This is a genomic window from Deefgea chitinilytica (genome assembly GCF_016881405.1).
Lineage (GTDB): Bacteria > Pseudomonadota > Gammaproteobacteria > Burkholderiales > Chitinibacteraceae > Deefgea > Deefgea chitinilytica.
In genome coordinates, this window is the sequence record NZ_WOFE01000001.1 from 704,900 (window position 1) to 731,033 (window position 26,134).

General features: G+C 49.2%; 25 protein-coding genes. 8 read left to right on the plus strand and 17 right to left on the minus strand.

The annotated features are described in order from the left end of the window. The first annotated feature begins 37 nt into the window (after positions 1-37). A complete protein-coding gene (locus GM173_RS03200) occupies positions 38-355 on the plus strand; it encodes a PQ-loop domain-containing transporter (RefSeq protein WP_203569878.1) in 318 nt (105 codons plus the stop codon). Here GM173_RS03200 and cysG read toward each other — a convergent pair. Further along, a complete protein-coding gene (gene cysG / locus GM173_RS03205) occupies positions 352-1,755 on the minus strand; it encodes a siroheme synthase CysG (protein WP_275412318.1) in 1,404 nt (467 codons plus the stop codon). The genes GM173_RS03200 and cysG overlap by 4 nt on opposite strands. Before the next feature lie 157 nt (positions 1,756-1,912). On the opposite strand from cysG, the gene GM173_RS03210 reads away from it, so the two are divergent. From GM173_RS03210 to msrQ, 3 genes are all read left to right on the plus strand, one after another. Further along, on the plus strand, positions 1,913-2,221 hold the full coding sequence (locus GM173_RS03210; protein ID WP_203569879.1) for a c-type cytochrome: 309 nt from the start codon (positions 1,913-1,915) through the stop codon (positions 2,219-2,221). Between the two features lie 112 nt (positions 2,222-2,333). Then, positions 2,334-3,248, plus strand: coding sequence for a protein-methionine-sulfoxide reductase catalytic subunit MsrP (msrP, locus tag GM173_RS03215; protein ID WP_203569880.1), 915 nt, complete (start codon positions 2,334-2,336; stop codon positions 3,246-3,248). A gap of 21 nt (positions 3,249-3,269) precedes the next feature. Next, a complete protein-coding gene (gene msrQ, locus GM173_RS03220; protein WP_239078217.1) occupies positions 3,270-3,893 on the plus strand; it encodes a protein-methionine-sulfoxide reductase heme-binding subunit MsrQ in 624 nt (207 codons plus the stop codon). A 40-nt stretch (positions 3,894-3,933) separates the two neighbouring features. Here the strand turns inward: msrQ and GM173_RS03225 are convergent, their stop codons facing one another. The 9 genes from GM173_RS03225 to GM173_RS03265 all read right to left on the minus strand — a co-directional run bounded on the left by GM173_RS03225 (position 3,934) and on the right by GM173_RS03265 (position 14,063). After that, complete coding sequence (locus GM173_RS03225; RefSeq protein ID WP_203569881.1) at positions 3,934-6,081, minus strand: hybrid sensor histidine kinase/response regulator; 2,148 nt, start codon at positions 6,079-6,081, stop codon at positions 3,934-3,936. A 114-nt stretch (positions 6,082-6,195) separates the two neighbouring features. Then, positions 6,196-8,226, minus strand: a complete 2,031-nt coding sequence (recG, locus tag GM173_RS03230) for an ATP-dependent DNA helicase RecG (protein WP_308439570.1) — start codon at positions 8,224-8,226, stop codon at positions 6,196-6,198. A 253-nt stretch (positions 8,227-8,479) separates the two neighbouring features. After that, positions 8,480-8,959 carry a YaiI/YqxD family protein gene (locus GM173_RS03235; protein ID WP_239078219.1) on the minus strand — a complete coding sequence of 160 codons (480 nt, stop codon included), beginning with the start codon at positions 8,957-8,959 and terminating at the stop codon, positions 8,480-8,482. A 33-nt stretch (positions 8,960-8,992) separates the two neighbouring features. Then, positions 8,993-9,904 carry a patatin-like phospholipase family protein gene (locus GM173_RS03240; RefSeq protein WP_239078221.1) on the minus strand — a complete coding sequence of 304 codons (912 nt, stop codon included), beginning with the start codon at positions 9,902-9,904 and terminating at the stop codon, positions 8,993-8,995. Between the two features lie 2 nt (positions 9,905-9,906). Next, positions 9,907-10,632 carry a tRNA (N6-threonylcarbamoyladenosine(37)-N6)-methyltransferase TrmO gene (gene tsaA, locus GM173_RS03245; protein WP_203569883.1) on the minus strand — a complete coding sequence of 242 codons (726 nt, stop codon included), beginning with the start codon at positions 10,630-10,632 and terminating at the stop codon, positions 9,907-9,909. A 25-nt stretch (positions 10,633-10,657) separates the two neighbouring features. Then, positions 10,658-11,980, minus strand: coding sequence for a sodium-dependent transporter (locus GM173_RS03250; protein WP_203569884.1), 1,323 nt, complete (start codon positions 11,978-11,980; stop codon positions 10,658-10,660). Between the two features lie 121 nt (positions 11,981-12,101). Continuing rightward, a complete protein-coding gene (locus GM173_RS03255) occupies positions 12,102-12,584 on the minus strand; it encodes a DUF4124 domain-containing protein (RefSeq protein ID WP_203569885.1) in 483 nt (160 codons plus the stop codon). A gap of 61 nt (positions 12,585-12,645) precedes the next feature. Beyond that, positions 12,646-13,098, minus strand: a complete 453-nt coding sequence (locus GM173_RS03260; protein WP_203569886.1) for a hypothetical protein — start codon at positions 13,096-13,098, stop codon at positions 12,646-12,648. Next, positions 13,095-14,063, minus strand: a complete 969-nt coding sequence (locus tag GM173_RS03265; RefSeq protein WP_203569887.1) for a Nudix family hydrolase — start codon at positions 14,061-14,063, stop codon at positions 13,095-13,097. The genes GM173_RS03260 and GM173_RS03265 overlap by 4 nt, the downstream gene beginning before the upstream one ends. 79 nt (positions 14,064-14,142) lie before the next feature. On the opposite strand from GM173_RS03265, the gene GM173_RS03270 reads away from it, so the two are divergent. Next, entirely contained in the window at positions 14,143-14,577 is a 435-nt protein-coding gene (locus GM173_RS03270; protein WP_203569888.1) for a hypothetical protein, read from the plus strand. Here the strand turns inward: GM173_RS03270 and GM173_RS03275 are convergent. Continuing rightward, complete coding sequence (locus tag GM173_RS03275; protein WP_203569889.1) at positions 14,574-16,988, minus strand: GAF domain-containing sensor histidine kinase; 2,415 nt, start codon at positions 16,986-16,988, stop codon at positions 14,574-14,576. The two genes, GM173_RS03270 and GM173_RS03275, sit on opposite strands and share 4 nt — an antisense overlap. A gap of 121 nt (positions 16,989-17,109) precedes the next feature. After that, positions 17,110-17,394: a hypothetical protein gene (locus GM173_RS03280; protein WP_203569890.1), complete on the minus strand. Its 285-nt coding sequence runs from the start codon at positions 17,392-17,394 to the stop codon at positions 17,110-17,112. Between the two features lie 274 nt (positions 17,395-17,668). On the opposite strand from GM173_RS03280, the gene GM173_RS03285 reads away from it, so the two are divergent. The 3 genes from GM173_RS03285 (at position 17,669) to GM173_RS03295 (ending at position 20,510) form a co-directional block, all read left to right on the plus strand. Further along, complete coding sequence (locus tag GM173_RS03285; RefSeq protein WP_203569891.1) at positions 17,669-17,884, plus strand: hypothetical protein; 216 nt, start codon at positions 17,669-17,671, stop codon at positions 17,882-17,884. A 205-nt stretch (positions 17,885-18,089) separates the two neighbouring features. Further along, positions 18,090-18,974: an arginase family protein gene (locus GM173_RS03290; protein WP_203569892.1), complete on the plus strand. Its 885-nt coding sequence runs from the start codon at positions 18,090-18,092 to the stop codon at positions 18,972-18,974. Between the two features lie 675 nt (positions 18,975-19,649). Then, positions 19,650-20,510 carry a hypothetical protein gene (locus tag GM173_RS03295; RefSeq protein ID WP_203569893.1) on the plus strand — a complete coding sequence of 287 codons (861 nt, stop codon included), beginning with the start codon at positions 19,650-19,652 and terminating at the stop codon, positions 20,508-20,510. 56 nt (positions 20,511-20,566) lie between these two features. On the opposite strand, the gene GM173_RS03300 is transcribed toward GM173_RS03295, so the two are convergent. The 5 genes from GM173_RS03300 to GM173_RS03325 all read right to left on the minus strand — a co-directional run bounded on the left by GM173_RS03300 (position 20,567) and on the right by GM173_RS03325 (position 26,064). Beyond that, positions 20,567-21,121: a hypothetical protein gene (locus GM173_RS03300; RefSeq protein ID WP_203569894.1), complete on the minus strand. Its 555-nt coding sequence runs from the start codon at positions 21,119-21,121 to the stop codon at positions 20,567-20,569. Between the two features lie 2 nt (positions 21,122-21,123). Beyond that, on the minus strand, positions 21,124-21,603 hold the full coding sequence (locus GM173_RS03305) for a hypothetical protein (RefSeq protein WP_203569895.1): 480 nt from the start codon (positions 21,601-21,603) through the stop codon (positions 21,124-21,126). A gap of 195 nt (positions 21,604-21,798) precedes the next feature. Beyond that, a complete protein-coding gene (locus GM173_RS03310) occupies positions 21,799-23,727 on the minus strand; it encodes a phage/plasmid primase, P4 family (RefSeq protein ID WP_203569896.1) in 1,929 nt (642 codons plus the stop codon). Continuing rightward, entirely contained in the window at positions 23,714-24,265 is a 552-nt protein-coding gene (locus tag GM173_RS03315; RefSeq protein ID WP_203569897.1) for a hypothetical protein, read from the minus strand. The genes GM173_RS03310 and GM173_RS03315 overlap by 14 nt, the downstream gene beginning before the upstream one ends. A 470-nt stretch (positions 24,266-24,735) precedes the next feature. Continuing rightward, positions 24,736-26,064, minus strand: coding sequence for a tyrosine-type recombinase/integrase (locus GM173_RS03325; protein ID WP_203569899.1), 1,329 nt, complete (start codon positions 26,062-26,064; stop codon positions 24,736-24,738). Positions 26,065-26,134 lie beyond the last annotated feature (70 nt).

Genomic DNA, 26,134 nt, shown 5'->3' on the forward strand with positions numbered 1-26,134 from the left:
AGAGCCATACAATAATTCAATACGGGGTTTTTATTTTATGAATCGATTGGTATTAGAGGGTGCAAGCTATTTACAATTTTGCGTTGGATTACTGTCTTTGTTGGCGTATATCCCGCAATGGAAATTAATGTATAGCACTAAATCGAGTCGAAATGTGTCGCTGGGTTCGTGGGCGATTTGGAGTATTTCATCGTTGATTGCGACTTTTTATGCTTTAGTGCAAGTCGTTGCGAATGGTCGCGGTTGGGCTTTGGTGTTTTCGGCGAGTTCCAATTTGCTGTTTGTAATTGTCACGCTGTGTCTGATTGCTAAATATCGGACGCCGAAATCACCCGCTCCTTTTGTCATGACCTAATGACTGCTCGTTCGCCAATTGAGTTTTTTATGTAATTTAACCACGTCGCCGATGATCAAAAGTGCCGGCGGTTTGATGTGCTGGTCTTTTATCAGTTGTGCTAGGTTAGCCAGCTCGCCGGTGATGACCCGTTGTGCTTGCGTAGTGGCACGTTCTACAATAGCAACTGGAGTATTGCTTGCTCTGCCATGCTGAATAAGTTGTTCTGCAATATACCCTGATTGAGCGACGCCCATATACACCACGACTGTTTCTGTTGGATTGACTAAGCGAGGCCAGTCGAGATCGCTTTCTCCTGCTCTGCGGTGACCGGTCACAAAAGTAACCGATTGCGCGTAGTCGCGATGCGTCAGAGGAATGCCGGCATAACACGATGCACCAGCCGCAGAAGTAATTCCCGGCACCACTTCAAAGGTAATCCCATGCTCGGCCAATTCTTCAATTTCTTCGCCGCCACGGCCAAAAATAAACGGGTCGCCGCCTTTTAAGCGCAGCACTTTTTTGCCTTCAAGTGCTAGTCGAACTAGAAGTTGATTGATTTCTTCTTGCGGTAGTGCGTGATTATTGGATTTCTTGCCGACATAAATTCGCTCAGCATCGCGGCGTACCATATCCATAATCGCGTCAGATACTAAATTATCGTACAGCACTACATCAGCTTGCTGCATCAGGCGCAGTGCTCGGAAGGTGAGTAAATCAGGGTTGCCCGGGCCACTACCCACTAAATACACCGCACCCAAATTGGGCGATTGTGTGGCGCGATTTTCGATGGCATCGATCAGCTGTGCGTGTGCGGCAGCGACTTGCCCTGCAAAAATTTGATCGGGGATGGGACCGGCGAGCACATTTTCCCAAAAAGCACGGCGGCTGGCGGTGTCGGGCATTTTTTCTTTGCACAGATCGCGCAATTCGCTGCCCAGTTTGGCCAAGTCACCCCAGCCGTGGGGAATCAGCGCTTCAAGTTGTGCGCGTAAATGTCGCGCTAAAACGGGGACGCCGCCACCGGTTGAAATGGCAATGGTGAGTGGCGCGCGGTCGACAATCGCCGGGGTAATAAAGCGGCTATGTGCAGGGTCATCAACTGAGTTGACCAAAATGCCAGCCGCTTCACAGGCAGTGAAGACGGCTTGGTTGACGCTGGGGTGATCGGTGGCCGCGATCACGAGGCGTTGCCCAGCGATTTGCGCAAGCGAAAATTCTGCCGGTTGCCAACGGACTTCTCCTGCTTTGACTAGCCCTAGCATTTCATCGCATAGCTCTGGCGCAACGACGGTGACATCGGCGCCTGCTGAACGCAAAAGACGCAATTTACGCACGGCAATTTCGCCGCCGCCGACAATCATGCATGCTTGCTGTTTTAAATTTAAAAAAAGTGGGAAGTAATCCATGGACCAACTCATGTCGTACGCGGTAAAGGCGTATTGTCGCGCTTTCTGCGGATTTGAGCTGTAATTATTTTTGCAAAATTGCCATCGCTTGATACTTCTCAGTGTCGTCGTTGTGGTTTTTGTGCCATGCTAAAAATTCGGAAATGATTGCTTTTGATGGAGTTTAAAAATGAAGAAAATTGCTGCGTTGTTGGTGATGGGCGGTTTAGTGAGTGGTAGTGTGTTTGCGGCACCAGTTGATGATTTACTGAAGGCCAAAAATTGTTTGGCCTGTCATGCAGTTGATAAAAAAGTTGTCGGCCCTGCTTATAAAGATGTTGCTGCAAAATACAAGGGCAATAAAGATGCGGTGGCGTTGTTGGCTGGCAAAATTCAGAAGGGCGGCGCGGGAGTTTGGGGGGCAGTTCCGATGCCACCGAATGCCGTTACTGCGGCAGAGGCAAAATTATTGGCGACGTGGGTTTTGTCGCAAAAGTAATTTTTCTATCGCCCAAATTAAACCGCAAAGCGTGCAACTTTGCGGTTTTTTTATGTTCCAATGAAAGAATGTCGGCTTGGTGGCGACTAATAAATAAACTTAGGAGAAAGCCATGTTGATCCGTCATCCCAGCGATATTGCGCCGTCTGAAATTACGCCCAAATCTGTTTTTCTCAATCGCCGTGAATTTATGGCTGCCTCCGCTGGCGCATTGCTGCTGGCAGGTGAGGCATCGGCGGCACTCAAAGGAGCCCCAAGTGCCTTGTCGACCAAAGACACACCCAATAGCCTGAAAGAAATTACGACCTACAATAATTACTATGAATTTGGTACCGATAAGGCTGATCCTGCTGCCAATGCTGGAAAATTTAAAACCAAGCCGTGGCAAATTGTTGTTGAAGGTGAGGCCGGCAAGCCGCGTACCTATGGTCTAGATGATTTGTTGAAGGTTGCCGCGCTTGAAGAGCGTATCTATCGCCTGCGCTGTGTGGAAGGATGGTCCATGGTGATACCGTGGGTGGGTATTCCATTGGCGAGTTTGCTTAAGCAAGTTGAACCGAATTCCAAGGCTAAGTTTGTGGCTTTCGAAACTTTGCACGATCCTAAGCAAATGCCCGGGCAACTTAGTCGGGTCTTAGATTGGCCTTACCGTGAAGGCTTACGAATCGATGAGGCCATGCATCCGCTGACTATTTTGGCGGTCGGCTTATATGGTGAAGTGTTGCCCAATCAAAATGGCGCGCCAGTTAGATTGGTGGTGCCGTGGAAGTATGGCTTCAAAAGCATTAAGGCTGTGGTCAAAATTCGTTTGCAAGAGACGCAGCCTGCGACGAGTTGGAATTTGGCTGCGCCTAATGAATATGGTTTTTACTCTAATGTGAATCCGAATGTCGACCATCCCCGCTGGAGCCAAGCCCGTGAGCGGCGGATTGGTGAAATCTTAAAACGGCCGACTTTGCCTTTTAATGGTTATGCAGATCAAGTTGCTGGATTGTATAAGGGTATGGATTTACGTAAGAATTTTTAGGTGGGTATTTTTGTGAGGCTTTTGAAAAATAATAATCAGGTGGCAATACCTTCGGGTATTGCTATTGGTGCACGACAAAAATGGATCAAGCTGATTAAGCCAGTGGTCTTTGTATTGTGCATGTTGCCCTTGCTGCGTGTTGGCGTGTTGTTGAATCAAGCGGTGAATCCGATTGAATTTCTCACTCGTTCAAGTGGAACGTGGGCTTTGGTTGGGCTACTTGTCACATTAGCGATTACACCGCTGCGGCAAATCACGGGCTGGAGTTGGTTGCAATCACTGCGGCGCATGTTGGGATTGTTTGCGTTTTTTTATGCCCTTGTGCATTTTGCGACTTATATTTGGCTGGATCAGTTTTTTGATTTTTCGGCGATTGTGCAAGACATCATCAAGCGCCCGTTTATTACCATTGGATTTGCGGCATTTGTACTGCTCATTCCGCTGGCGCTGACATCAACTAACGGCTGGATGCGTCGATTGAAACGCAATTGGGGGCGAATTCATCGCTTAATCTATTTGATTGCGCCGCTAGCGGTGATTCATTATTTTTGGTTGGTTAAAAAGGATTTAACTCAGCCAGTGTTGTATGCCGCCGTGCTGTGTGTGCTGCTGATCTGGCGTGTGTGGCGACGCTATTCTCGTTGATGGCGTTTTCGCCGATGTAATAGCTCGGCCAAGTGGTCGTTTAGCGACTGGGTGGTAAAAATTGAGAGTGTTGCCCAAAGTCTTGAACAGCCAAATGCGTGATTTTCATCTCAGCGACTAACTCACTGAGTTGTTCGGTGTGAAATTGTCCTTCCGCTATTTCGATTTGTTCGAGTAGTTGGGCAATTCGATCGGCACCAATTTGTAAAGCAATCCCTTTGCCGCTGTGAGCAAGGCGGCAACATTCAGCCGCATCAGGACGCTGTGCGAGTTGCGACAAAATTTCATCGATTCGATGGAGTCCTTTTTGGCTAAGCGCCGCAAAGCGCTCGGCACTAAAGCCTAATCGGTGCGGCGCTTCAGGATTAAAATAGCGTGAGCTTTCAAATTCATCTGCTGCAATTTCATCGTGGGTGATCGCTTGGTATTGGCTGTGCACTGATTGCGTGATTCGCGCCACGCTATCAATTAATTCACTCTCGGTAAATGGTTTGCCTAGCCAGCCATTGAGGCCAATCCGTTGAATTTCTTCACTGCTTGGTTGTAATCCTGCGCTGACCATCAGCGTAGGTAAAAAATGCCCTTGCAGACGCATGGCTTCGATGGTGGCGATGCCGTCAAGTTCTGGCATATTGCGGTCGATCACCATCGCATTGACTTGGGGGTTTTGGGCTAGGATATCCAGTGCTTTTTTACCGTGCTCAGCTTCTAGTACCGTTGCATTGGCGTTGCATAATATTTGGCGCATCAGTTCGCGATTGATGTCTTGATCTTCGACGAGCAAAATCACGAGTCCGTTGAGTTGGCTATTAATACGGGGTTCAATTTGCGCGTGTGTTTGAATCGTTGCTAATGCGGTTGCAGTGAAGGTGCTGCCTGCAAACACTTGGCTGGTAAAGCTGAGATTGCCGCCCATTTTTTGAGCGAATTCTTTGCTGAGAGCCAAGCCTAGTCCTGTTCCGCCTTTGAAAAGCCCACTCTGTGTTTGCTCGAATGGACTGAACACCATTGGTGCTTCAGCAGGGCTAATTCCTAGCCCTTGGTCACTCACGATGGCGATTAATTCGACCTGATTATTCTGCCGTGGCTTGCAAGATAAAGTACAACGTACTTCACCCGCATCGGAAAATTTAATCGCGTTCGAAAGCAGGTTGAGCAAAATTTGCCGCCATTTCACGGCATCTAAAGCGACTAGGGCTGGTAGTTGTGGGTCGGCGGCAATAATTAGCGTTAGTCCTTTCTTTTCGGCTAATGGGCCAAACATCCCTTGAAGTTCATTGATGAATAAGCTGGTGTCGAGTGTGGATTCATTCAGAACAAAGTGTCCCGCTTCAATTTTGCTCATGTCTAGCACATTGCCGAGTAAAGTTTGCAGATGATGGCTGGCGTGGATAATGTGCTCTAAGTATTTCTGTTCGATTTGCGGTTGATGGTCCATTTTTTTCATCAACTCGGCGTAGCCCAAAATGGTAGTCAGCGGAGTTCGCATTTCGTGGCTAATTGACGCCAGAAAATGGCTTTTGGCTTGGTTGGCGGTTTGTGCCTTTTGTTCTGCTTCTTTAAGTTGAAGCAGTGTTTTTTGATTGCGCCATAGTGTTCGCAATGTCACAAAAGAAAAAATCAGCATGACACCAAGTAAAACCACATTTAAGGCTGTTCGGTCTTTTAATAAACCCATAACCTTGTTTTTTTTGGCATCTAAAATCTGCGAGTAACGTGCATCAAGGGCGTTGACGACTTGGCGTAGATTCGGTGACATCCGATCGGCGGATGTCGTAATTGCATCAATTTGTTCTGGCGATAGCTTGTTGATTTTGGGCGTGGTTAGCTCTAGCCATTTCACAATCGGGGGGAGATGTTTGGCTACTTGTGGATTGTTGTTGCTCAGCGAAGGAAATGCGCCTGATTGATAATCGTTGATCCGGCTGGCAAAAATCGCATAGCTGGATTGAACTTTTGCGCGATTTTCATCGCTGGGATTGTCTTGGTAGTCGGTGAGGGCGCGCTCAAAAAAGCTATATTCTTTATTGGCCGAGCGAGCGTCACGGAGCTTTTTTTGTTGCTCAGGGGTGTTGAATTCTTTCAGGATTGCTTGAGCTTTAAGTTCATAGCTGAGAATTAAAGCAAAAGCAGCAGCCAAAATTGCTACTGTTGCAATACACAGGGTGCGGTATTTAAAGTTATACAAAATCTCACGCTAATCGCAGCAATAGGAAATCGCATTTTATGCTGTTTGCTAAAAACTTTGCAGTGCCTTACGTCAAATTGCTGGCTTGTGTTGTTTAAGTGGTATTGGTTTGCTTTAGACTTTAAGTAGACTTTCTCGCCCCGGGAGCCAGCGATCTAGATGAGGCTGAGCTAATTGTGGCTGATGTTTCAAAATTTCTTCGGCGACGTCGCGAGCGATTTCAAGTAACTCTGCATCGTTTTCAATGTCGGCAAAGCGCAGCATGGGGACGCCTGATTGCTTGACGCCTGCTAAATCACCAGGGCCGCGGATATGTAAATCTTGCCGCGCGATTTCAAAGCCATCGGTATGTTCATAAATGACTTTCAAGCGCGCTTTTGCCGTGTCGCCCAACGGCGTGGTGTAGAGCAAAATACACAAACTCGCGTGCGCGCCACGTCCCACGCGACCGCGCAGCTGGTGTAATTGTGATAATCCCATGCGCTCGGCATGCTCAATGACCATCAGGCTGGCATTCGGTACGTCGACACCCACTTCGATTACCGTGGTGGCGATTAAAACTTGGATTTCATTGCGCTGAAAAGCCGCCATTGTCGCCGCTTTTTCTTCAGGCTTCATTCGTCCGTGTAATAGGCCGACATTGATACCTTCGAGTTCTTCTGCCAGTTGCGCATGGGTATCGACTGCCGTTTGTAATTGCAGCGTTTCCGATTCTTCAATCAGTGGGCAAACCCAATACACTTGCCGACCTTCGAGTACTTTGGCGGCGATACGCTCAATCACTTCATCACGGCGGGCGTCGGAAATGAGTTTGGTCACAATCGGTGTGCGGCCAGGGGGTAATTCATCGATGATGCTGACGTCTAAGTCGGCATAAAAACTCATCGCCAGCGTGCGTGGAATCGGTGTCGCGCTCATCATCAATTGATGCGGGCTGCAGCCCTTTTCGCGTAAAGCGAGTCGCTGCGCGACGCCAAAGCGATGTTGCTCATCGACAATTGCCAGTCCTAAATTTTTGAGTTCAACGCTGTTTTGAAAAATCGCATGGGTACCGACGAGTAATTGTGCGCTGCCATCGGCCGCTGCAGCGATTGCTTCACGCTTGGCTTTGGTTTTTAGGCTGCCAGTGAGCCAAACCACATTGACGCCCAGCGGTGTTAGCCAACTGGATAATTTTTGATAATGCTGTTCCGCTAAAATTTCTGTCGGTGCCAGCATGCTGACTTGAAATCCTGCTTCAATCGCATGGCAGGCTGCCACGGCGGCAACAATCGTTTTGCCTGCACCAACGTCACCTTGTAGCAGACGTTGCATCGGGTGTTTTTGTGCTAAATCTTTGGTGATTTCGAGTAGTACGCGTTTTTGTGCGCCCGTTAATCCAAAGGGCAAGTTAGTGATCAGTTGCGCTGCGAGACGGCCATCGGGTTTGATTTTGGGGGCGGTTTTTTCGCGGCGCACGGCACGGGCAAGGCGCAGTGAGAGTTGTTGCGCCAAGAGTTCGTCAAATTTTAGGCGTTGCCACGCTGGGTGCGTGCGTGCCGTGAGTGAAACCGTTGGGATGTCCGGCGTGGGGGCGTGTAGGAGTTGCACGCTACTGGCAAAGTCGGGCAGATTCAGCGGGGCCAGAATGGACTCGGGTAAGGTGTCGGGTAGCGGGGTGCTGCGCAGTGCTTTGCTTATGAAACTGGCAATTTGCGCTTGCGACATACCGGCCGTTGTGGGGTAAATCGGGCTGAGCGCTTCTTGCAGGCTCACTTCGCCGCCGACACGAATTTTGGGGTGAACCATCTCGGTGCCAAAATAGCCGTGTTTGATGTCGCCGTACAACCGAACGCGTTTGCCGACGGCCAGTTGCTGCGCTTGACTAGGGTAGAAATTCATTAAGCGCACCACTAACGAGCCGCTGGCATCTTTGACGCGAGCGTTCAATTGTTTGCGTGGTTTGTAGTGAACTTCGCAAGACAAAACCTCGCCTTCAACGAGCACAGGGCTCCCAAGCGGTGCATCGGCGATGGCGTATAAATGTGTTTCGTCTTCGTAGCGTAGTGGTAAATGCAAAATCAAGTCAAACGCGGAGCGAATGCCGAGTTTGAGTAGGCGTTGTTGCTGGGCGGTAGGGAGTTGACTGATTTGCATGATTGGCAAGCTCGAACAATCGTTCTATTGGGCGTACTGTAGCGTATTTGCTGGGTTTGGGCTAGGCAAGGGGAGGTACGAAGTCATGAAAACACGAACAAGAGGTGTTGAGATGTATTGCTTTTCTTTCGTGTATTGCGTGAGCAAAAAATCTTAAAAACTGCGTGCAGTAGATTTTTTTTGCATGTATATGAAGGTAGCCTTTTAAAAATAAGGTTTGGCTCGATATACTGTTTGATAATAAAGCAAAAGACGCCGATCTTTAGCGTTTGGCATTTTTAGCCAAAAAGCGATCAAGCGCTTTGCCAAATGCGAGGCGGTCGCTTTGGCTAAATGCTGCAGGGCCACCCGATTGTAGTCCTGCGCCGCGTAGTTCCTCCATAAAATCTCGCATATTGAGTCGTTCACGGATATTTTCTGGGCTGTAGAATTCGCCGCGCGGATTGAGTGCAAAAGCGGCTTTTTCAATCACGCGAGCCGCCAGCGGAATGTCGGCGGTAACCACCAAATCTCCTGCGTGGACTTGCTCTACAATCCAATGGTCGGCTTCGTCAAAACCATGCGCTACTTGAATGGCGCGAATGTGGGCTGATGGCGGTACGCGTATCAGTTGATTGGCCACCAGAGTTAATGGCAACTGCAGCCGATCTGCTGCACGAAACATCATTTCTTTGATAACCACTGGGCACGCATCAGCATCGACCCATAAATGCAATTTTCTAGGGGTATTGATCTCTAGCAATTGATCATAATCCTTTTGAAGAATATACCTAAATTATTTATCAGGATTGGCTTTGTCGGCCATTTTTTGCCGAATCAAGGGGAGCATAGCGAGCGCTGCTTTTTCACCTTCTAAAATGGCGATATTTTTCATATCAAAATCGGCCGCGCCAATTTTGCCTACTTTCGGACGGATCACGATATCAGCGCGGGCAAGCTCTTGTTCGCCGAGTTTTTGCCCCATGATGACGATGGCTTGATTCATGACGCCCAAGGTGCTGGTTGCAGCGGTACCAGTGGCTTTACTAGAAATATCAACTGCAATCACAAAATTCGCGCCAAGCTCACGTGCCGCGTCGACTGGTACTGGGCTAACGACGCCACCATCGACGAATTTCTTATTGCCAATTTGCACTGGCATAAAAATGCCGGGAATACTGCTTGATGCGCGCACCGCTTGGCCGACATTGCCGCGGTTAAATGCCACTCGATTGCCGGTTTCTAGCTCGGTTGCAACGGCAGAAAACGGTTTTGGAAACTGCTGAATGGTTTTGTTGCCGACCAATTGATTGACATAGTCTTGCAGTTTTTGCCCTTTGACTAGGCCGCCGCCAATTAAATTGACGTCACGAATCTGGCTTTCGTCCAAGCTAAAGGCGCGCTCCTGCAGGGCAAACGCATCCATGCCGCTGGCGTACATCGCGCCAACGACACTACCTGCGCTGGTGCCAGAGACAACGTCAACTTTAATGCCGTTGGCTTCTAGCATTTTAATGACGCCGATGTGGGCAAATCCTTTGGCGGCGCCGCCGCCGAGCGCGAGACCTACCTTGACCTTGATCGGCGGTTTGCTTGGGGGGGGAGTGGTTATGGTTTGTGCTGGCGGGTTGCTATTGCAGGCCGTCATCAGACTGATGACGGCAAGCGCGCTGCTGATTTTTCGAGCAAATCGAATCGCTGAATGCATAGTTATCTGTTTTCCATGGTGATGACGTAGGCGCAATTTCCATCGCAGCGCCATTGAATGTTAAATTGGTAAAGACGAATTCCGTATATCCGGTATGGGTCGCTAGCGTAGGCTGGTCTAGGGTCTTGTGCCAATACCTCGGTAATTAGTTCGAGCAAATGGGCTTGTTGGGCGCTCGCAATTTGCTGTAGCGCTAATGGGCTAAATTCCACTTTAAGTTGAGGCGGCGCGCCATTGACAAATCCGCTTTGGGCATCCGCTTGAGATTCAACAAAAGGAATGTAAGGCTTGATATCAATAATCGGTGTTTGATCGACTAAATCAAGCCCGGCAAAATGCAAAGTCACACCATGCTCGGTATCAATGTTGAGTAGTTTGACTAGAGACAATCCCAGTGAATTAGGGCGAAATGGGCTACGACTAGCAAATACACCGATTTTTTCATTGCCGCCAAGGCGGGGCGGGCGCACGGTGGGCGACCATTGGCCAGCCACTTCGTGAAAGATAAAACTTAACCAAACATGAGAAAAATCAGCCAGACCGCGGACGCAGTCTGCATGATTGTAGGGCGCAATGAGTTTCAAGCTGCCAAGCGCATGCGGCGCTAAGCTAGGTTGCCGCGGGATGCCAAATTTATCGACAAATGGGCTGCGGATAAATCCTATGGGCTGGATGGTATAGTTGTTTGACGTCACAAGAGCAGTATTTGAACAGCGAATGCCTATCATAGCACTCGCTGCTTTTGAACGGCTGTTACAGATTGTGGATCCAGACAATACTAATGATGACGGGGGCAATAATCGCGCAAATGGTGCGGAATGCTGGCAGAATGTTGGCTGAGCCTTGCGCGGTTAGTGATTGTTGAATCCGCGGCCAAATTGCCCAGCCGACAAATAAAGCGGCTAATAGCCCACCCGCTGGCATCATGATATTTGAGGCTACATAGTCCATTAAATCGAACGGGGTTTTGCCAAAGAATTTAAAGTCAGACAGTGTGCCAAACGATAGCGCAGCAGGCACACTCATCACGAACACAGCGGCAAAAATCGAATAAGTGGCCTTATTGCGCTCAACACCAAATTCATCCATTAAAAATGCCACAATTGGTTCGAGTAATGAGACTGATGATGTCACTGCGGCAAACAGCAGCAATAAAAAGAAAGCAATCGCGAAAAATTGCCCAGCAGGCATTTGCGAGAAAATGGCTGGCATCGTAATAAACGTCAATCCTGGGCCTGCGGATGGATTAATGCCAAAAGCAAATACTGCCGGTAGCACCATTAAGCCCGCCAAAATGCACGCTAAAACGGCCAGTAGCGAAATCCAAAGCGTGGCGCCTGGTAGTTTTGTTTCGGTGCTGACGTAGGAGCCATAAGCGATCATTGTGCCGCAACCAATCGAGAGCGAGAACATGGCTAAGCCAGTGGCTTCGATTAACATGGCACCATTGATTTTGGAAAAATCAGGCGTAATGAAATACATGACGCCATCCATCGCGTGCGGCAAGGTCAGAACACGGGCAATAATAATCAACATCAGGAAAAACAGCGCAGGCATTAATATTTTACTGGTGCGCTCAATTCCTTTTTGTACGCCCCCCATTACAATCGCTACGGTGGCAGCCAGAAAAGCACCGGTGTAGGCAATGCTTTGAATCGGGTCGCCAATAAATGAATTAAACAAGTTGCCAAGTGCGGTAGTGTCTTGAGTCAGAATTTCACCGGTGATGGAACGCCATAAATAGGCTAGGCTCCAGCCTCCGACGACACAATAGAAAGATAAAATAATAAATACACAAACCACAGAAAGGCGTCCAGCCCAGGGCCATAGCCCACCTTTGAGTGTGCGGTAAGCCGTCGTGGCGGATTGTTTTGCCATGTGACCGATGCTCATTTCAGCCAGCACCATGGCAATGCCAATACTGAGCACGCAGGCTAAATAAATGATGAGAAAAACACCGCCACCGTTTTGGCCTGCAACGTAAGGAAATTTCCAGATGGCGCCTAAGCCGACGGCAGAGCCTGAGGCGGCGAGAATTAAGCCTAGTTTTGAACCCCAATTAGCACGATTGGACATGTTGTACTCTTTTGATTGTCATATAGAGTATTGTCCAGATTCAAATGCTGGCCACAAGTGGCGTAAGCCCTAGTATGGCGTGGTAATTGTTGGCAAATAGTTGGTTTTGGTGGACTGTCGATTAATTGTTGCTTTTGGGGCGAGCAAAGCCGGCCTTGCTAATTGCGGCATGCCATGCGGCGCTATTCCACTCTTTGATGACTTCTTTACCAATGACCAATACGGGTGGGCGTTGCTGTAAGGTGCCTACAACGCTGAAAAATTCGATCATTGTTGCTTCTTTAGCAGGATCCGCTGTTTTAACGTCGTAGAGGATTTTACGGCTATCGAGTAAAGCCACAGCCTCGTCGCAGGCAATCCCGCATTGTGGCGTAATCCACAGCACAACTTGGGGTGTGTTGAGTGTGCTCTCTTTTTGCTGGCTTGTTTCACTGGCTTTGCTGACCGTGTTCGGGCGGATGGTACGCTCTTTTGCTGGGGCGTTCGGCGGCGGTTGATCGGAGTAAAAGACGTTGCCGCTGCTGTCGCGCCATTGGTAGACCTTGGCGGCAAAGCTGCTTGTTGAGAGGCTGAGTATGAGCAGTACAAAAAGTTTGCGCATCATAATGTGAATAACCGATTAAATGGATTGAGCTAAAAAATATGGCGATGATAGACGGCGCAATTTACTGTGAGCTAGCGATCGACTGTGTTTGAATTAAAATTTGTGCTTGGTCTATTTCAAGGGTCAGTATCCAGTCTAGTCGCTGTTGGCTGCATAGTGGAAGCATAGTCTCAGCGCGCCACGATTGCTGATCGTCGCTCAGCATTTTGTAGTAATTGCTACCCATATCCATGCCCTGCATTTGCCAGCTGAGGCGGATCGATTTTGCCGGGCCAGCGACTACCAGATTGACTGGTTTATTAGCGTTAATCGGTTGCTTGCTTCGAATGTTAAACGTCTGCTGATCAATTTGGAAATTGCAGCCTGAGCTGAGGTTAGGGCAGCTGAGGTGAATGATCTGGTTTGGTTTTTTGGCAAACCATCGCTTTAGTGCGCCTTGTTGCGTAGAAAAAAATAGCCCCATCCCAATTAGTATGATTAGGCTGACGATGAGTTTGGCGCGTTTAGAGATCATGCTGCTAGCCCCGCTTGCCAAGCGGCACGCAAAATGGCCACGCCATGGCCGCCGTGTTGTTGCGCTGTGCTTAAGGTGGTTTGATTTTGTCCGCCAATAGCAAAGATTGGAAAGCGCCAGCCATGCTGGCACAGTGCTGCAAACGCATTCCAGCCTAATGGTGTTTCGGTTGGGTGGCTTTGACTCGAATTGACGTGGCCTAAAAATGCAAAATCGAGTCCTAATCGATCAACTTGTTGTAAATCGGCGAGGTGATGAGTTGATGCGCTAACCCAGTCCATCCCTGATGGCCGCTCCGATAACGTGGCTAACTGGTTGCTGGTTAAATGTATGCTGTCGATTAGCAGTTGGCGGGCTAATTCAATATCCCGATGGATGATGATTTTTCCGCCGTGTGGGCGGGCAATTTTTTGTACGGATTGAACCAAGTGGGCGTATTCGTTTGCTGGTAATTGTGGTTCTCGGATCAGTACCCAGGCTGCTTCATTGGCCCATTTTTCGCTTAATTGTTTCAGAAAATTATCTAGACCTAATTCTGCAACGTTTGAAATGCTAATCTGTGTTGGTAACGCAAGACTGCGCAAGATTGGACCATTTGCGGGAAGAATAGGGGAAGTATTTAGCCGACCAACTGTTTGCCAACTCAGTGCTTGTCCTTCTTGACCATGTATGTCGCCATCCCATGCAGTCACTTTAAAAAAGTGTATTTCCACATCGGCATGCGGATAATTAAAGCGCTGTGTGAGCCATGGTGTCGCTTGTTTGACTTGAATTCCCATTTCTTCATTGAGTTCGCGGCATAGGGCGTCTTGAGCGCTTTCCCCTTGCTCAAGTTTTCCGCCAGGGAATTCCCAGTAGCCCGCATATGGCTTACCGGCAGGTCGGCTACCTAATAAAAATTGGCCGTCAGCATTGATCAGGATACCCGCGGCGACATGAGTTACTTTTCGTGTTTGTGAAGTCATTGATTTTTAGCTTTAATTTGCAATTTTTACACTGCTAAACCATTATTAATGTGATTTTTGTAAGTTATGGTGAGGTCTTATGGACAAAGAAATTATTGAGATTCAATTGGCGAGTCATGGGCGTACCTCTGCTCAATTATCTACGCTTGCTTGTGCGCCTGAAACCTTGTGTACCATTATCGCGATTTCACCGCAAAAAGTAGTCGGGCCACTTTACTGGGGTGCAATGCTTAATGTGCTTATTGTACAGGATAGGGCATGGTACTTGCTGCGTGAAGCGAATCGCAGTCTGCTGGATGACTTCTTGCCTTTGGTGGTTGAGCACAAACGATTTTTTTATATTGCGGATAAAATTAATTTTATTAAGCACTTATCAGTGAGTGATGCTGCTGAATACTTGATAAATGTACAGCCTTGCTTGCTAACAACTCATAATATGGCGCGTTTGAAGGCGGTAGCAACGCCCAATACAGGTGAAGCTATTCGACTTGCTGAGCCATTTTTTGTTCATTAATGGCGGTGTAGGTTGTTGCCCTGGTCTTGTTCCTGTGGGGCTTGATTGGGTAGTGTAATAATAAATGTACTGCCAATTCCTTCTGTTGTTTCCAGTTGCAACTGACCTCCGAGCGTGCCAATCACCAGTGAGTAGGCAAGGTAAAGCCCTAGGCCGCTGCCGCCTTGTCCAAATTTGGTGGTAAAAAAAGGGTCAAATACTTTGCTTTTGATTGAGTCTGACATCCCACAACCATTGTCGCTAATGGTGATTTGAGTAAAATCTAAATCAAGTAATGAGGCGTTTATTTTTATGGTAGGATTTTTTTGTTCTGTGAATGCGTGGATGACAGCATTGTTTACCAAATTGGTAATAATCTGCTCTAGCGACCCGGGGTAACTATTAAGATGAATGTCGGGTGGTATTGTGTTTTCAATCGTTATATTCTTATGTTTTAATGATGGACTTAAAGTAATTAGGGTTTCATTTACTGTTTGATTTAAATTAAAATAGCGGATTTTGCTTGAAGCGGTGTCTACGGCAACTTGTTTAAGGTTTGAGATTAAATTGCTGGCTTTGCGTGCATTTCTTTCTATTAGTTGAGCAGTCATTGAACTTTCTGCTAAATATTGATCGAGTGTTGATTTTTTTAATTTTCCTATATTAATTTGCTCAATTAATTCATTGTTTTTTTCGAGAAGGGTGCTTGACGCCGTCAAGGTGTTGCCTAGTGGGGTGTTGAGCTCATGAGCAAATCCTGCAACTAAATTGCCTAGTGAGGCAAGTTTCTCTGATTGAATTAAATGATCCATGGCTGAAGCTAGCTCTTGGGTTCTTTCTGCTACGCGTTGCTCTAGAATTTCATTGTTTTGTACTAATTTGGCATTAAGTGTCGCAATTTCATGTAGGAAATTGCTTAAGTCGATATTGCTAATTGCACGTGCGGCTACTAAGGCTAATTGGCTTGCGTATTGAACTTCGTTGCTGGTCCAATTGTGTTGACTATTACAGTTTTCGAAGCATAAAAAGCCACGGGATTCATTGCCGACTCTGATCGGTATCATTAAAACCGAAAATATATTTTGAGCTAAAAAATGTTCAGCATAAAGTGGCCAAGTCATTTGATGGTGTCTGACGCTATGAGCAATAATTAAGTCACCATTTAATATGCTTTTTGAAAAAGATGGGTGTTGGTCGGTACTTATTGATTCGTCCTGTGAAACTTCTTCTTGAGGAGGGAATCTAAATAATTTGATAAATTGTTGGTTGCTGTAATTCCAGTAGCTAGCTTGGTCAACTTTGAGTATTTTTATTGCATTTTTACAAATTAACTCAGAGAGCTCGAGTAAGTTTGCATTGCTAAGTTGTGCGCTATTTGCAAGGTCGAGTAAGATTCTTCCTGGGCTTTCAGAGATTCCAGCTATTTCTTCTAGGGCGGCAATTTGCTGTTTTTTGTCACTAGGATAAATTTGGGCGCGTATTTGATTAGCTTGCTTATATGTGTTCAGGCAAGTTGTTGCGTCTCCTTCTTGTTCTGCAATATTAGATTGAGTCAAATAAATGCGCATTAATACATGTTTGGCGCCTGATTTAATTGCTGCTGCTGTCGCTTTCTCTAGTTCTAAATGAGCGTCTCTGAATTGACCTTTTTTTGCGTAGATAATCCCACGCGTCATATAGATATTTGCTAATGCCCAGATGTGATGTGTTCTGGTGCAAATTGCTTCTGCTTGGTCGAGTTGCTGCCATGCTAATTCAATGCGATCTTCCGCTAAATTAACTTCAGCCATTCGAAAGAAAAGCTCGCCGATTTCATCATCAAATTTTAAATTGATCGCATAGGTTTGGGCGATTTGATAGTTTTCGAGTGCGAGCGCGTAGTGTTGTTCTCGGTATAAATTCACGCCTAGATTGAAAATAACGTGCATGAGCAATTCGTGATCACCTAATTCATCGGCGCGTTTTTTTGCTTCTGTCAAAACAGTAATTGCGGTGGCGTGATCTTCCATCGCATCATAAACTTGCCCGACACCGAATTTGGCCCACACCCATGTGTTGTCATCATTGGCTAGTTCAGAGACTTCGAGGGCGTGTGCCCAAGCTTGAATGGCGAGTGAGTATTCGGCCCGAGTATAAACCGAACGGCCAATTACAATCAGTAGGCGGCCTTCTTCTTTAAATAAGTGGTAACTTTGCGCGAGTTGCAGTGCTTCGTACAAAATATTAATACTGCGGTCTGGGTAGCCTTGTTGATCAATGACGAGCGCGTAATCAATTGCGACGGCGATGAATGCCGCATCGTCGTGCAGCTCGCGTGCCAAATTGAGCGTTGCTTCGCATAGCAGGTAAGCATCAGCTTTTCGACTGTGCGTTTGCTCGTGAATTTGGGCGACTGCCGCTTGTAGTTGTGTTGAAATAGGTCCGATTTTCATCAAATCTACAGCCGCGAAATGAAGTGTTGCTTAAATATAGACGCTAATTTTGGGGTTCATAAAATAAAAACCCGCATTGGCATCGCCATTGCGGGTTTAATTTGTTGGTTAAATTTAAAAATTAGCTACGATAGTCGAAATAAATGGGGTAAGTAATTGAATTAAAAAGTAATTGCCAATTGCAATTGCTATTTATACCCGCAGAGATACCCGCTTTAGATAAAACAGGGGTGTCAATATGTCGCTCCCACCGATCAATTAAAATGCTGGCTGAATCTTCCAAAGCAATCAGCGCACCTGCGTACTCGTCATCGCTACGCGGCTCTGCCATGTTACGCAGTAACGCCGCTACGTTTTCCAATCGGTTCGCCAAGTCATCAGCACCAGCAAAGATAATTGCAGACATATAACCCACCTCATTAATAGAATGAAGTCGCAGCTTAAAGCACTGCAAGGGGGCTTGCGCAAGCCCCCCTGTGCTACACTCCAATACTGTGCTGAATCAGCACCAGCTAACACCCACCCGTTAGCTGTCTGTCAATATACCTAGGGGGGTACACCCCCTAAAAAAAGCAAGTACCCCGCCCATCTCCTCCAGACTCGCCCGCATATTTTCCCCGCCCTAAATGAATCGACTTTACATGCTATGCTTAATAGGTAAAGCAAAGCAGGGGTCAACCATGAAACAACTGGGTCTGATAGCTTCATCCAAAACGGAGAACTCTCAAGGGACACCTTCCGAGGGAATGATCGAAGCCAGTCGAGCGCGGATGCGGGCACAGCGCCACGCAGCGGGACTGGAGTACGAGCGGAAGAAAGTACGGGACTCACTGGCAAAACGTATCGAAGAACGCAATGCGGCGGGTAAGAGCCTCAAGGGTTTGACTGAATGGTAATCAACGGCGAGTAGAACTTAGGCCGTTGATAAAACACATCTATTCACTCACCGACGCAGATACCAGTAACACACTCTCCCCAAACAGCATTGGCGCATTACTTTGCGTTTTCTTGGCTCAATGACAGATCAAGCAGTAGTATATTTACATTAAATAAATAAATAAATAAGTAATCTTGTGGAAATTTTAACGGCTGAAATACAGCATGAATTCATTACCAAAACTAACTGCATTGCCTGTATTTTACAGTGAAAGAATGATAGGGCAGGTCGCCAGCTTTTCACCGAGTGCGGCTAAACCCAAAGCGGTGCTTGAATCATGGCTGGCCTTGGGGGTTCCGTTGGCTGTGAGCGATGTTGAACCCGTAACCAATGAGCAGTTAGCCTTGGCGCATGACCCTGCGTATATCGAAGGTATTTTTGCAGGCACGGTTATCAACGGCTTTAAAACCAAAGACCCCCAACTGGCTGAGACTTGCCGCTACACAGTCGGCGCAATGCTTGCCGCTGCTAAAGAAGCCCTTCTTAATAAGCAGGTTGCCGTTGCGCCTGTGTCTGGATTTCATCATGCTGGTTACGAAGATGCCTTTGGTTACTGCACTTTCAATGGTCTGGTCATTACTGCCCGCGCGCTATATGAAGCGGGGCAAGTACAACGGATTGCAATACTTGACTTAGATGTGCACTACGGTGACGGCACAGCCGCAATCATGGATAGATTAAATCTAGGCGATTGGATATACCATTATTCACTTGGCGGCCGTTGGGCTGCGCAGCCTGAAAATGCCGAAGCGTTTCTAGACTCGCTTCCTATGGTGCTCGCAGGTATGTCAAATTGCGATTTAGTCTTGTACCAAGCTGGGGCAGACCCGCATATTTATGACCCATTTGGTGGGTTTCTAACTACAGAGCAACTCCTCCGAAGGGATGAAATTGTATTTGAGCATTGCAAGAAATTTGGCATCCCCGTTGCGTGGAATTTAGCGGGTGGCTATCAACGTGATGACGACGGTGGAATACGACCTGTGCTTGAGCTTCACGACAATACGCTAGTGGCGTGTGGGTTCACGTACTTAGACGCTGCTGTATAAATGCTTGGTTCGTTTATGATAACTATTGGCTGGCCTGATGAGAGCTAGCTTTTTTGATGGTGCTGCTCTATGCACAAACGCAGATACGCATGGCAATGTCGTAAGTGTTGTGCGGTGTGGTATGTGGACGGTCGCGATGACACGTGCCCCTCGTGTAATCCACAGCACAACTCGCATCTGTACAGGTACGATTGTGAGCTGTGCGGAAAACTAGTGTACGCGGATGAACTGCGCGCCGCTAAGGCTCATCACTGGTGGAACTGGCACAAAGAGGAAGCTTGGATTAGTGGTGTGCCAGTACCCCACGCAGCTCGGTGCGCTGGCATCACTTTTGTGCAGGGCGGAGGGGCGTCCGGGAATGGGCGGCGGCGCAAATAAACATAGCGCTACGCTGCGCCCCTCGCTAACAGCCAGCGGGGGGGGGGGCGAACTCAATCAGTCCTTAAACTCCGCCAGTATTCGGTCTAGCTCGGCATCAAGTATTTAATCCCTTGTGTCGTGACTTGCACCGCCGCACCTCGCACCTTGCGCATCAACATGTCGAGCGGCAAAACCTCCGTAGTCGATCAGGGTGGATAGCGCTAAAGCATACAACACTTAGCCCTTGCAGTAGCGACTCGCCAAATCCACATGCGGTATGCTTGCTCTTGAGATAAATAAGTAGTGAGGCGCACTATGAATGATGTACAACGAACACAACGCTCAATATGCGGAGCGTTGGTCTTTTCGTTAGTCAGCGCAATGGTATTTGCGCAGGACTTTACAGAGTCGCAGTTAGAGTTTCACAGTTTGCAGTGGGCGCAGTCAGTCAAAACGGTCAATGCCAAAAAGTCCGGCCCCGGAGTGCTGATATACCTAAAGTTAGAAAAAGTTGTTACCGCAGAAGGGCAAAAATTTAGTGATTCTTTTTTACAGGTTTACGCTTCTTGTACAAATATGAACTACACAGTGCTACTACAAGACTTCGTTGATGATCGTGGAGTTTCTCGCCGCCCCGCGTCTGAGTCTGAGTTTATCCCCGTCGATATGTTCTTAGCTAAGCGTAAAATCGTTGTCGATGCTATTAAAAAAGGGCAGGCACTCGGGTGTAAGCAGGGCAAAGACGCCGACGTCTACGTCCCAGTGGGGGTGCCTAATGCTGGCGAGACTGTGTATGATATCGTGGCGAAGTCCATTAAGCGTAGTGGTGATAAAGTCGAGTACTGGGCTTTTGAAAATCCCGTACTTTTCGAACCTAGATGGGGGCCGACTAAAGTAGCTGACGGTTCTACGGTGACGTGTGCCTTGGCTAGTGACTACGTATGCTATCCGGCAGAGTTTCCCCTGCCCGAAGGGGTACAGCTAATCAAATATCCCTCGCGCCCGCTTAACTCCCGACCGCTGGAGAGGGTCATGTACGAGGCTGACTGTGCAAAAAACAAATCACGCGTACTCCTAGTTGCAGGGGGCAACAGTACCCGCGCAGGCGAATGGGGTGCCGTAGTCCCCGGCAGCGTCGCAGAAGCAAATCAACAATTTGTGTGCAACTTTTTTTAGGTGCGTTGCAAGCCGCTTTAAAAAGCCCCGCCTCTAGGCGGGGTCAGTACCAGTCTTCAAACCCTGCTATTCGTGATGCAAACCCGCGAGTCGTCAACTGATACCGTTGCTTTGCCTTTGGCAACAACCCGCGAAGCTTTTGCGCTAGTCACACAACGCAGCCACACGGACGACCATGCGCCTTGCATACCGTCCCAGTAATAATGCTGTGAGTCGCCAAGCGTCACGTCCAACCCTGAGCGCCTGTACTGGTGGTAGTCGTCCCAATCTAACTCGGCGCGCGCATCATCATCTAACTCGTCGCGGTACTCAAGTGCATCAGCAGCAGTTATAGAAACGCCACCGCTAGGCTCGCCGCGTATACGCGCGAGGACTTGCACCTGTGCCGCTCCCCACTGGCTGCGCATACCTTTGCACTCTTCGGGGCTTTTGTACGCATAGCAGTCGCGTGCTTCTGCGATCACCTCGTCTGCATAACCACCGCGCACACCTCGCCGCTGTAACTCTTGCCGTACCATATCTGAAACCAAGTCTCGCTCTGATGGGGGGTAACCTTGGGCATTCCACAATATCCCGTGCAACTGGTGACCTGTTTGTTTTGCATGTAACATTTTCAAACTCCTTGGATTTCAAATTCAAATAGTGTGCTTGGTGGAGTCCACCATATACCGCGTGCTACGCCTCGGCCTTGATAGGGGCGGCAGGAACTCCACCCCATACGCCGCAGTGCTGCCGCAACGTCCGACGCTCTGGGGTGTGGTCGATATAGCCCATGCAATATGCCTACTAAGTCCTTCACGCGGCGGCGCTGCCCACGCTCGCTGTGCGGCATCGTTTGTAGCCAGTTGCCAATCTGAATATCGAGCGGCTGCCAGTTTGCGTTATACGGGGTAGCTGCCCTCGGTACGCCGCACCACTTGCCCGACTTGATGCGCCTGTCTTTGATTCGGCGCTGTATATCCTCTGCCTCGCGTGCCTCTCTTGCTTGGCGCTTTGCCTCTGCCTGCTCTTGCTTTATTTCGTAGTAACTCTTGTTCGATTTGTTCGCGGCTGCGCTTTGTACTGCGCGGCCAATGTTGCCTGTGATAGACATGGCTTCACCTTTCTAATGATCACTATATATCCAGTCTGCTGACCGCCTATTGCACAATTTTTGTGCAAAAAGGTGGTTTGTTACTGGTGTTACCCATTTCAGCGATTTCCAAAAGGTTCCCGTGTATATATGAAAAAACCAAACCTAATTTTTTTCGACGAATTGGGTAACACCAGTAACAAGTCGCCCCACAATTTAGTAGATTGCGATACCCACAATGCACTTGCTTGTCTTGTTTTCTACCCGCCTTGTGACCGTCGAGTAACCACGTTCACGCAGTTGTTTGGACACACCAATCTTACTGGCTACCCTAAGCCCTGACTTCTCTGCCCAATACTGGTACGTTGAATAGAGTATGGCAAAGTCCACCTCCGCACTGCTGTCGAACATGCAGCACTCACTGAGGAATCCACCGAACACATCGCTGTCAGTTCGGTACGCTGTGGCTGCAGCTATCATGTTGGGCGAACGCAGCAAGCCCTCACGCAGATACATACCCGCCTCATGTACCAGCCAAGCCAACACACCAGCCCTCTCTTTGTCGAGCTTAGCGGCTAGCCCTGTGTCTCGTTGCTCAACGCTGAACGTTTCTTTGAAGTTGAATACTAAGAGCCTGCGCCATGTGCCTGCGTCATTTGAGTTGACGATAGGTAGGTGGTTAGTAACTAGGTTAATCTTCGCTCTGTTGTCGTACACACACGTCGGCTTGAAAACCTCGCGTGCTACATAGCTACCCACCTGCACTAGGCTTTTCATCTGGCCTACCTGCAGGACACCGCCTTCGTCTGTCTCGCTTATCACTGCCATGTTCCTACCCGCTAGGGCAACCAAGTCTGAACGAGCGCCACCAGCCGCGCTTTTGCCACCGCCTACAAGCACTGAGGCATCGGCCACCGTAGCGCAGCCACCCATCACCGCCATCATCAGGTTCAGTGCAACCGTTTTACCGTTGGAGCCTCCGCCTACCATGATGGCTAGAACTTCTTCAACCACACTGCCACCAAGGCAGTAGCCAAACCAGCGCATCAACGCAGCTAAGTCATCAGGGTCTTTCATGATTTGCTTAGCGAACGCATACGCCATAGGGCACGCCTTCGCAGGGTCGAACCCATCACCGCAATCAACGTCACCAAGCGCCGCGCCTAGTGACTGCGTGAAGTAGTCCCTGTACACAGCGGGTCTGGTCGTCCCTGTTCGCAGGTCGATGGCCATACCAGCAGAGTCGAGCACTAGCTCAAGGTTGTGGTTATGCTTGCCCGTGAATCGCAGCGCCCTCTGGTACCTTAGCAAGCCGCAAATCTGTTCGAGACTATTGGCGCTTAGCACCTCTTTCCGCACCTTAGTTATCAAGCTATTTAGGCGCTTGAACTCTCCACTCTTAGCAGTCTTCATGGCGTCAATCAACTTATCGTGCTCGGCCTGCAGTACGCTTGTGACCAGCTCCATAACACCATCGCGCCCCGCAATGTGAAGTCCACTCACTGCGTCGTATCTGTACCAAGTATCACTCGCCGCGTGATAGTGCATGCACTCAGCCAGTTCCACAGAAAGCCAGCCAGCAATATGGGCGTGACTCACGAAGCCTGACACAGCGAACGACTCCCCGACGACACCTGCACCCGCAGCAGCCAGAACAGCCCCGCGCACTTGTAGCGCAGGCACGCCGCCAGCTTCCTTTATTAACGTGGCAATAGTGATGGGGTTTTTAACTGAGCCAGAACGGGCACGGTCTAATACGGAGTGCCACTGTTTATCGAACTCTGTGGGGTTGAACTTTTCGGACTCAGCCGACCATGCACGCAGCGTGTCGTAGACTTCGGACTCTTTTAATTCGCCCCGCGCCACAGCATCGGCACCAGCATATAAACGCTTCATCCATTGGGCGCGTGTTTCGTTGGGGTCGCCTAGCACGCTTGCAAGTAACTCAATCGTCACACGCTGCCGCGCTCTAGCCTCACCAACCAAGTCATTGCTCGCAACACCAAGCAGCCGTACATGGTCAGGCACAGCGCCCAAGCTGCTCTCGTTTGCTGCCATGAATGCCTGTTCAACCTCGTGCACCGTGGCCTTGCGCTGTGTCGCTGGTGCTGCCCTTGGAATACTTGCCCGATTAAGAAGCGCCATGGTTCACCTCCCCGCCGTAGCAGTGGATTAGCCGCGCATGTTGCAACATATCAGCAGGGCAGCTTGGCAGGTAATACGCGCGGCTTATGTCCTTGCAGCTTGCATCTACATCGGCATAGAACCCGAAGTATTGGGCAACGTCTGCCCATAATTGCGGGTATTCCTCGGGGGTAATCACACTGTCGAACGGCAGAATGATGCGGAACTTATGCAGCTCGGGGCTGTGGTTGTACGTGGTGTGCACCGTGTACTCTGCATCCGCAGCGTCAAGCAGTTCAAGCGCAGCCTCAATGGTGAAGTGCCGGCCTTCCTCCTTGTTGTCGACGTCGTATACCATGCAAGATACGCCGCGCACGTTGTCATTGCACCGCTTACCTTCTTTGATATAGAACCCGATTAGCTGCGCACCTTCCTTGCTGCTCGGTGTGGTGTGCTTTCCAATCAGTGCTGGCACAGCTCCCACCACATAACGCCCAACAGTGTCAGCTAGTCGCAGGTAACGCACCCCACGAATTGAAGCGGCAAATGCGGCGCTCATTGTGCACCCCCGATCTTCTTTGCCTCCCAAGCGGTGACGGCGGCAACTTCAAACCGTGCGGCTCTGCCGAACTTAACGGGGGCAGGGAATGATTCGTTCGCAATCCAACGGTACACACTCGCGCGGGTAACTTTGAATCGTTGGGTAAGCTCGCCCATCGTGAGCCACGGTGATGCTGGTGCTGTGTTGTTACCGCTTTGAAGGTCTGAGTAGTTTCTCACTGTGCTGCCTCGTGTGTTGGTTAGAACATAGGCGGAGCATAGTGTAACTGGGCGTCTTGAATCAATGTAAAGTGTATATAAAACAATGACTTAGTGCGACAAAACGCAATGTCATGCGATATCGTGCGACAGTTTTGTGTAAGTCATTTTCTGTGCTAAGTATTTGAAGTTAAAATAAAAAACGCAGAATGGGCGGGTGGCTCTCATTCTGCGTAGAAAAGGGGTAGTAGGTGACGAACGGTAGTAAATTTATGCAGCCTTGCCACCAAACAACGGCACCACATTGGCCGCGCCGCATTGCAAGTAGTCCGCCCAAGTCTGCAAAACTTCGCGCCGTTCCCTGATATAACTCGCGTGGTTATACGCGCCACTGGTCGCACTGCCTACGGTGTGAGCTAGGCAAGTTTCAATCACTGCGAAGTTCAAGCCGCACTCATTAGCCCAAGTAGAGAACGTACCGCGCAAGCCGTGCGGGGTTAGCTCGTCATTGCTAAACCCTGCTTGCCGTAGCACATTGCGCAAGGTCGAACCTGTCAGCGGCTTGCGTCCTGAGCGCCCCACGAATACAAAGCTATCGTCACCGCTATAAGTCACACCGCGCAACGTGGTCAGTAGTGCAATGGCCTGACTACTCAGCGGTACAATGTGCGGCTTGCGTGCCTTCATGCGCTCGGCGGGTACGCGCAACAGCGCAGCATCAAAGTCAACCTCGCTCCATCTTGCATCCAACAACTCAACCCCGCGCAGTACCGTCATCGCCAATAGCTTGACCGCGATCACACCAAGCGGGTGCTGGTGTTGCACTGTGTCGAGCGCGGGGAATATACGGGCAATCGCTGAACCCTCAAGGTGGCTATGTGAGTTCGCTGTTTTGTATGTGAACGCCTGTACTAGATCATCAGTCATAGCGCTGCTTTGCACCTTCAACACACGCCGCCCGTGATTGATTGCGCCTGTAATCCATATCCGCACCAGCTTGGCTTGCGCTTCGCTGCGTTGCTGCACAGTCCGCAGCACTTCTTCAACTGCTGCCGTGCTGATGCTGGATAGGGGGCGCTTGCCTATGGCGGGGAATACATCACCGGTCAAACGCTGCCGCACTTGTCGCGCATAATTCTGCGACCACTTCTTCACGTTGGATTCCATCCAGTGCGTAGCCACGGCCTCGAAGGTGTTGGCACGCAGCGCGGCGGCGCTTCGCTTCGCATCGCCCTTAGCGTGTGACGGGTGCGTGCCTTGTGCCACCAATGCACGCAGCGTCACAACCTCAGCGCGTGCCTCTTTGAGTGTGAACAACCCCGCAGCCTTGCGCGTGTCTGCATCCGCGCTGGTGCTGTTCGCAACCCAGCGCCCTAGGGCGTAGGTGTTTTCCTTCCCGTCGAGCCGATAGCGATACCTGAACAGCTTCGCCCCTGCCTTAGTGACTTCAAGGTATAGGCCGAACCCGTCAGTATGCTTGCCGATATTCGCGCTAGTGAGCTTGCCAATACCCGCATTGGTCAGCGCGCCGCTCTCGCCCACCTCGTACACCACACCGTCAAGGTTCTTTGTCTTGTTGCCTTCGCCGCTTTTTTTCATGGTTGCCACCTTCTAAACTGTGTACCCGCTTTAGTGTGCGGGTATTTTTTACAGATACCCGCTTTGATAC

Bases quoted from the DNA above. Each gene is read 5' to 3' on its own strand.
- GM173_RS03275 (WP_203569889.1), bottom strand. From the start codon at position 16,988: ATGAAAATCGGACCTATTTCAACACAACTACAAGCGGCAGTCGCCCAA.
- GM173_RS03265 (WP_203569887.1), bottom strand. From the start codon at position 14,063: ATGACTTCACAAACACGAAAAGTAACTCATGTCGCCGCGGGTATCCTG.
- GM173_RS03280 (WP_203569890.1), bottom strand. From the start codon at position 17,394: ATGTCTGCAATTATCTTTGCTGGTGCTGATGACTTGGCGAACCGATTG.
- GM173_RS03305 (WP_203569895.1), bottom strand. From the start codon at position 21,603: ATGTCTATCACAGGCAACATTGGCCGCGCAGTACAAAGCGCAGCCGCG.
- tsaA (WP_203569883.1), bottom strand. From the start codon at position 10,632: ATGATAGGCATTCGCTGTTCAAATACTGCTCTTGTGACGTCAAACAAC.
- GM173_RS03285 (WP_203569891.1), top strand. From the start codon at position 17,669: ATGAAACAACTGGGTCTGATAGCTTCATCCAAAACGGAGAACTCTCAA.
- GM173_RS03210 (WP_203569879.1), top strand. From the start codon at position 1,913: ATGAAGAAAATTGCTGCGTTGTTGGTGATGGGCGGTTTAGTGAGTGGT.
- cysG (WP_275412318.1), bottom strand. From the start codon at position 1,755: ATGAGTTGGTCCATGGATTACTTCCCACTTTTTTTAAATTTAAAACAG.
- GM173_RS03270 (WP_203569888.1), top strand. From the start codon at position 14,143: ATGGACAAAGAAATTATTGAGATTCAATTGGCGAGTCATGGGCGTACC.
- GM173_RS03255 (WP_203569885.1), bottom strand. From the start codon at position 12,584: ATGATGCGCAAACTTTTTGTACTGCTCATACTCAGCCTCTCAACAAGC.
- GM173_RS03295 (WP_203569893.1), top strand. From the start codon at position 19,650: ATGAATGATGTACAACGAACACAACGCTCAATATGCGGAGCGTTGGTC.
- GM173_RS03325 (WP_203569899.1), bottom strand. From the start codon at position 26,064: ATGAAAAAAAGCGGCGAAGGCAACAAGACAAAGAACCTTGACGGTGTG.
- GM173_RS03315 (WP_203569897.1), bottom strand. From the start codon at position 24,265: ATGAGCGCCGCATTTGCCGCTTCAATTCGTGGGGTGCGTTACCTGCGA.
- GM173_RS03250 (WP_203569884.1), bottom strand. From the start codon at position 11,980: ATGTCCAATCGTGCTAATTGGGGTTCAAAACTAGGCTTAATTCTCGCC.
- GM173_RS03260 (WP_203569886.1), bottom strand. From the start codon at position 13,098: ATGATCTCTAAACGCGCCAAACTCATCGTCAGCCTAATCATACTAATT.
- msrP (WP_203569880.1), top strand. From the start codon at position 2,334: ATGTTGATCCGTCATCCCAGCGATATTGCGCCGTCTGAAATTACGCCC.
- GM173_RS03200 (WP_203569878.1), top strand. From the start codon at position 38: ATGAATCGATTGGTATTAGAGGGTGCAAGCTATTTACAATTTTGCGTT.
- GM173_RS03290 (WP_203569892.1), top strand. From the start codon at position 18,090: ATGAATTCATTACCAAAACTAACTGCATTGCCTGTATTTTACAGTGAA.
- GM173_RS03300 (WP_203569894.1), bottom strand. From the start codon at position 21,121: ATGTTACATGCAAAACAAACAGGTCACCAGTTGCACGGGATATTGTGG.
- GM173_RS03240 (WP_239078221.1), bottom strand. From the start codon at position 9,904: ATGCATTCAGCGATTCGATTTGCTCGAAAAATCAGCAGCGCGCTTGCC.
- GM173_RS03310 (WP_203569896.1), bottom strand. From the start codon at position 23,727: ATGGCGCTTCTTAATCGGGCAAGTATTCCAAGGGCAGCACCAGCGACA.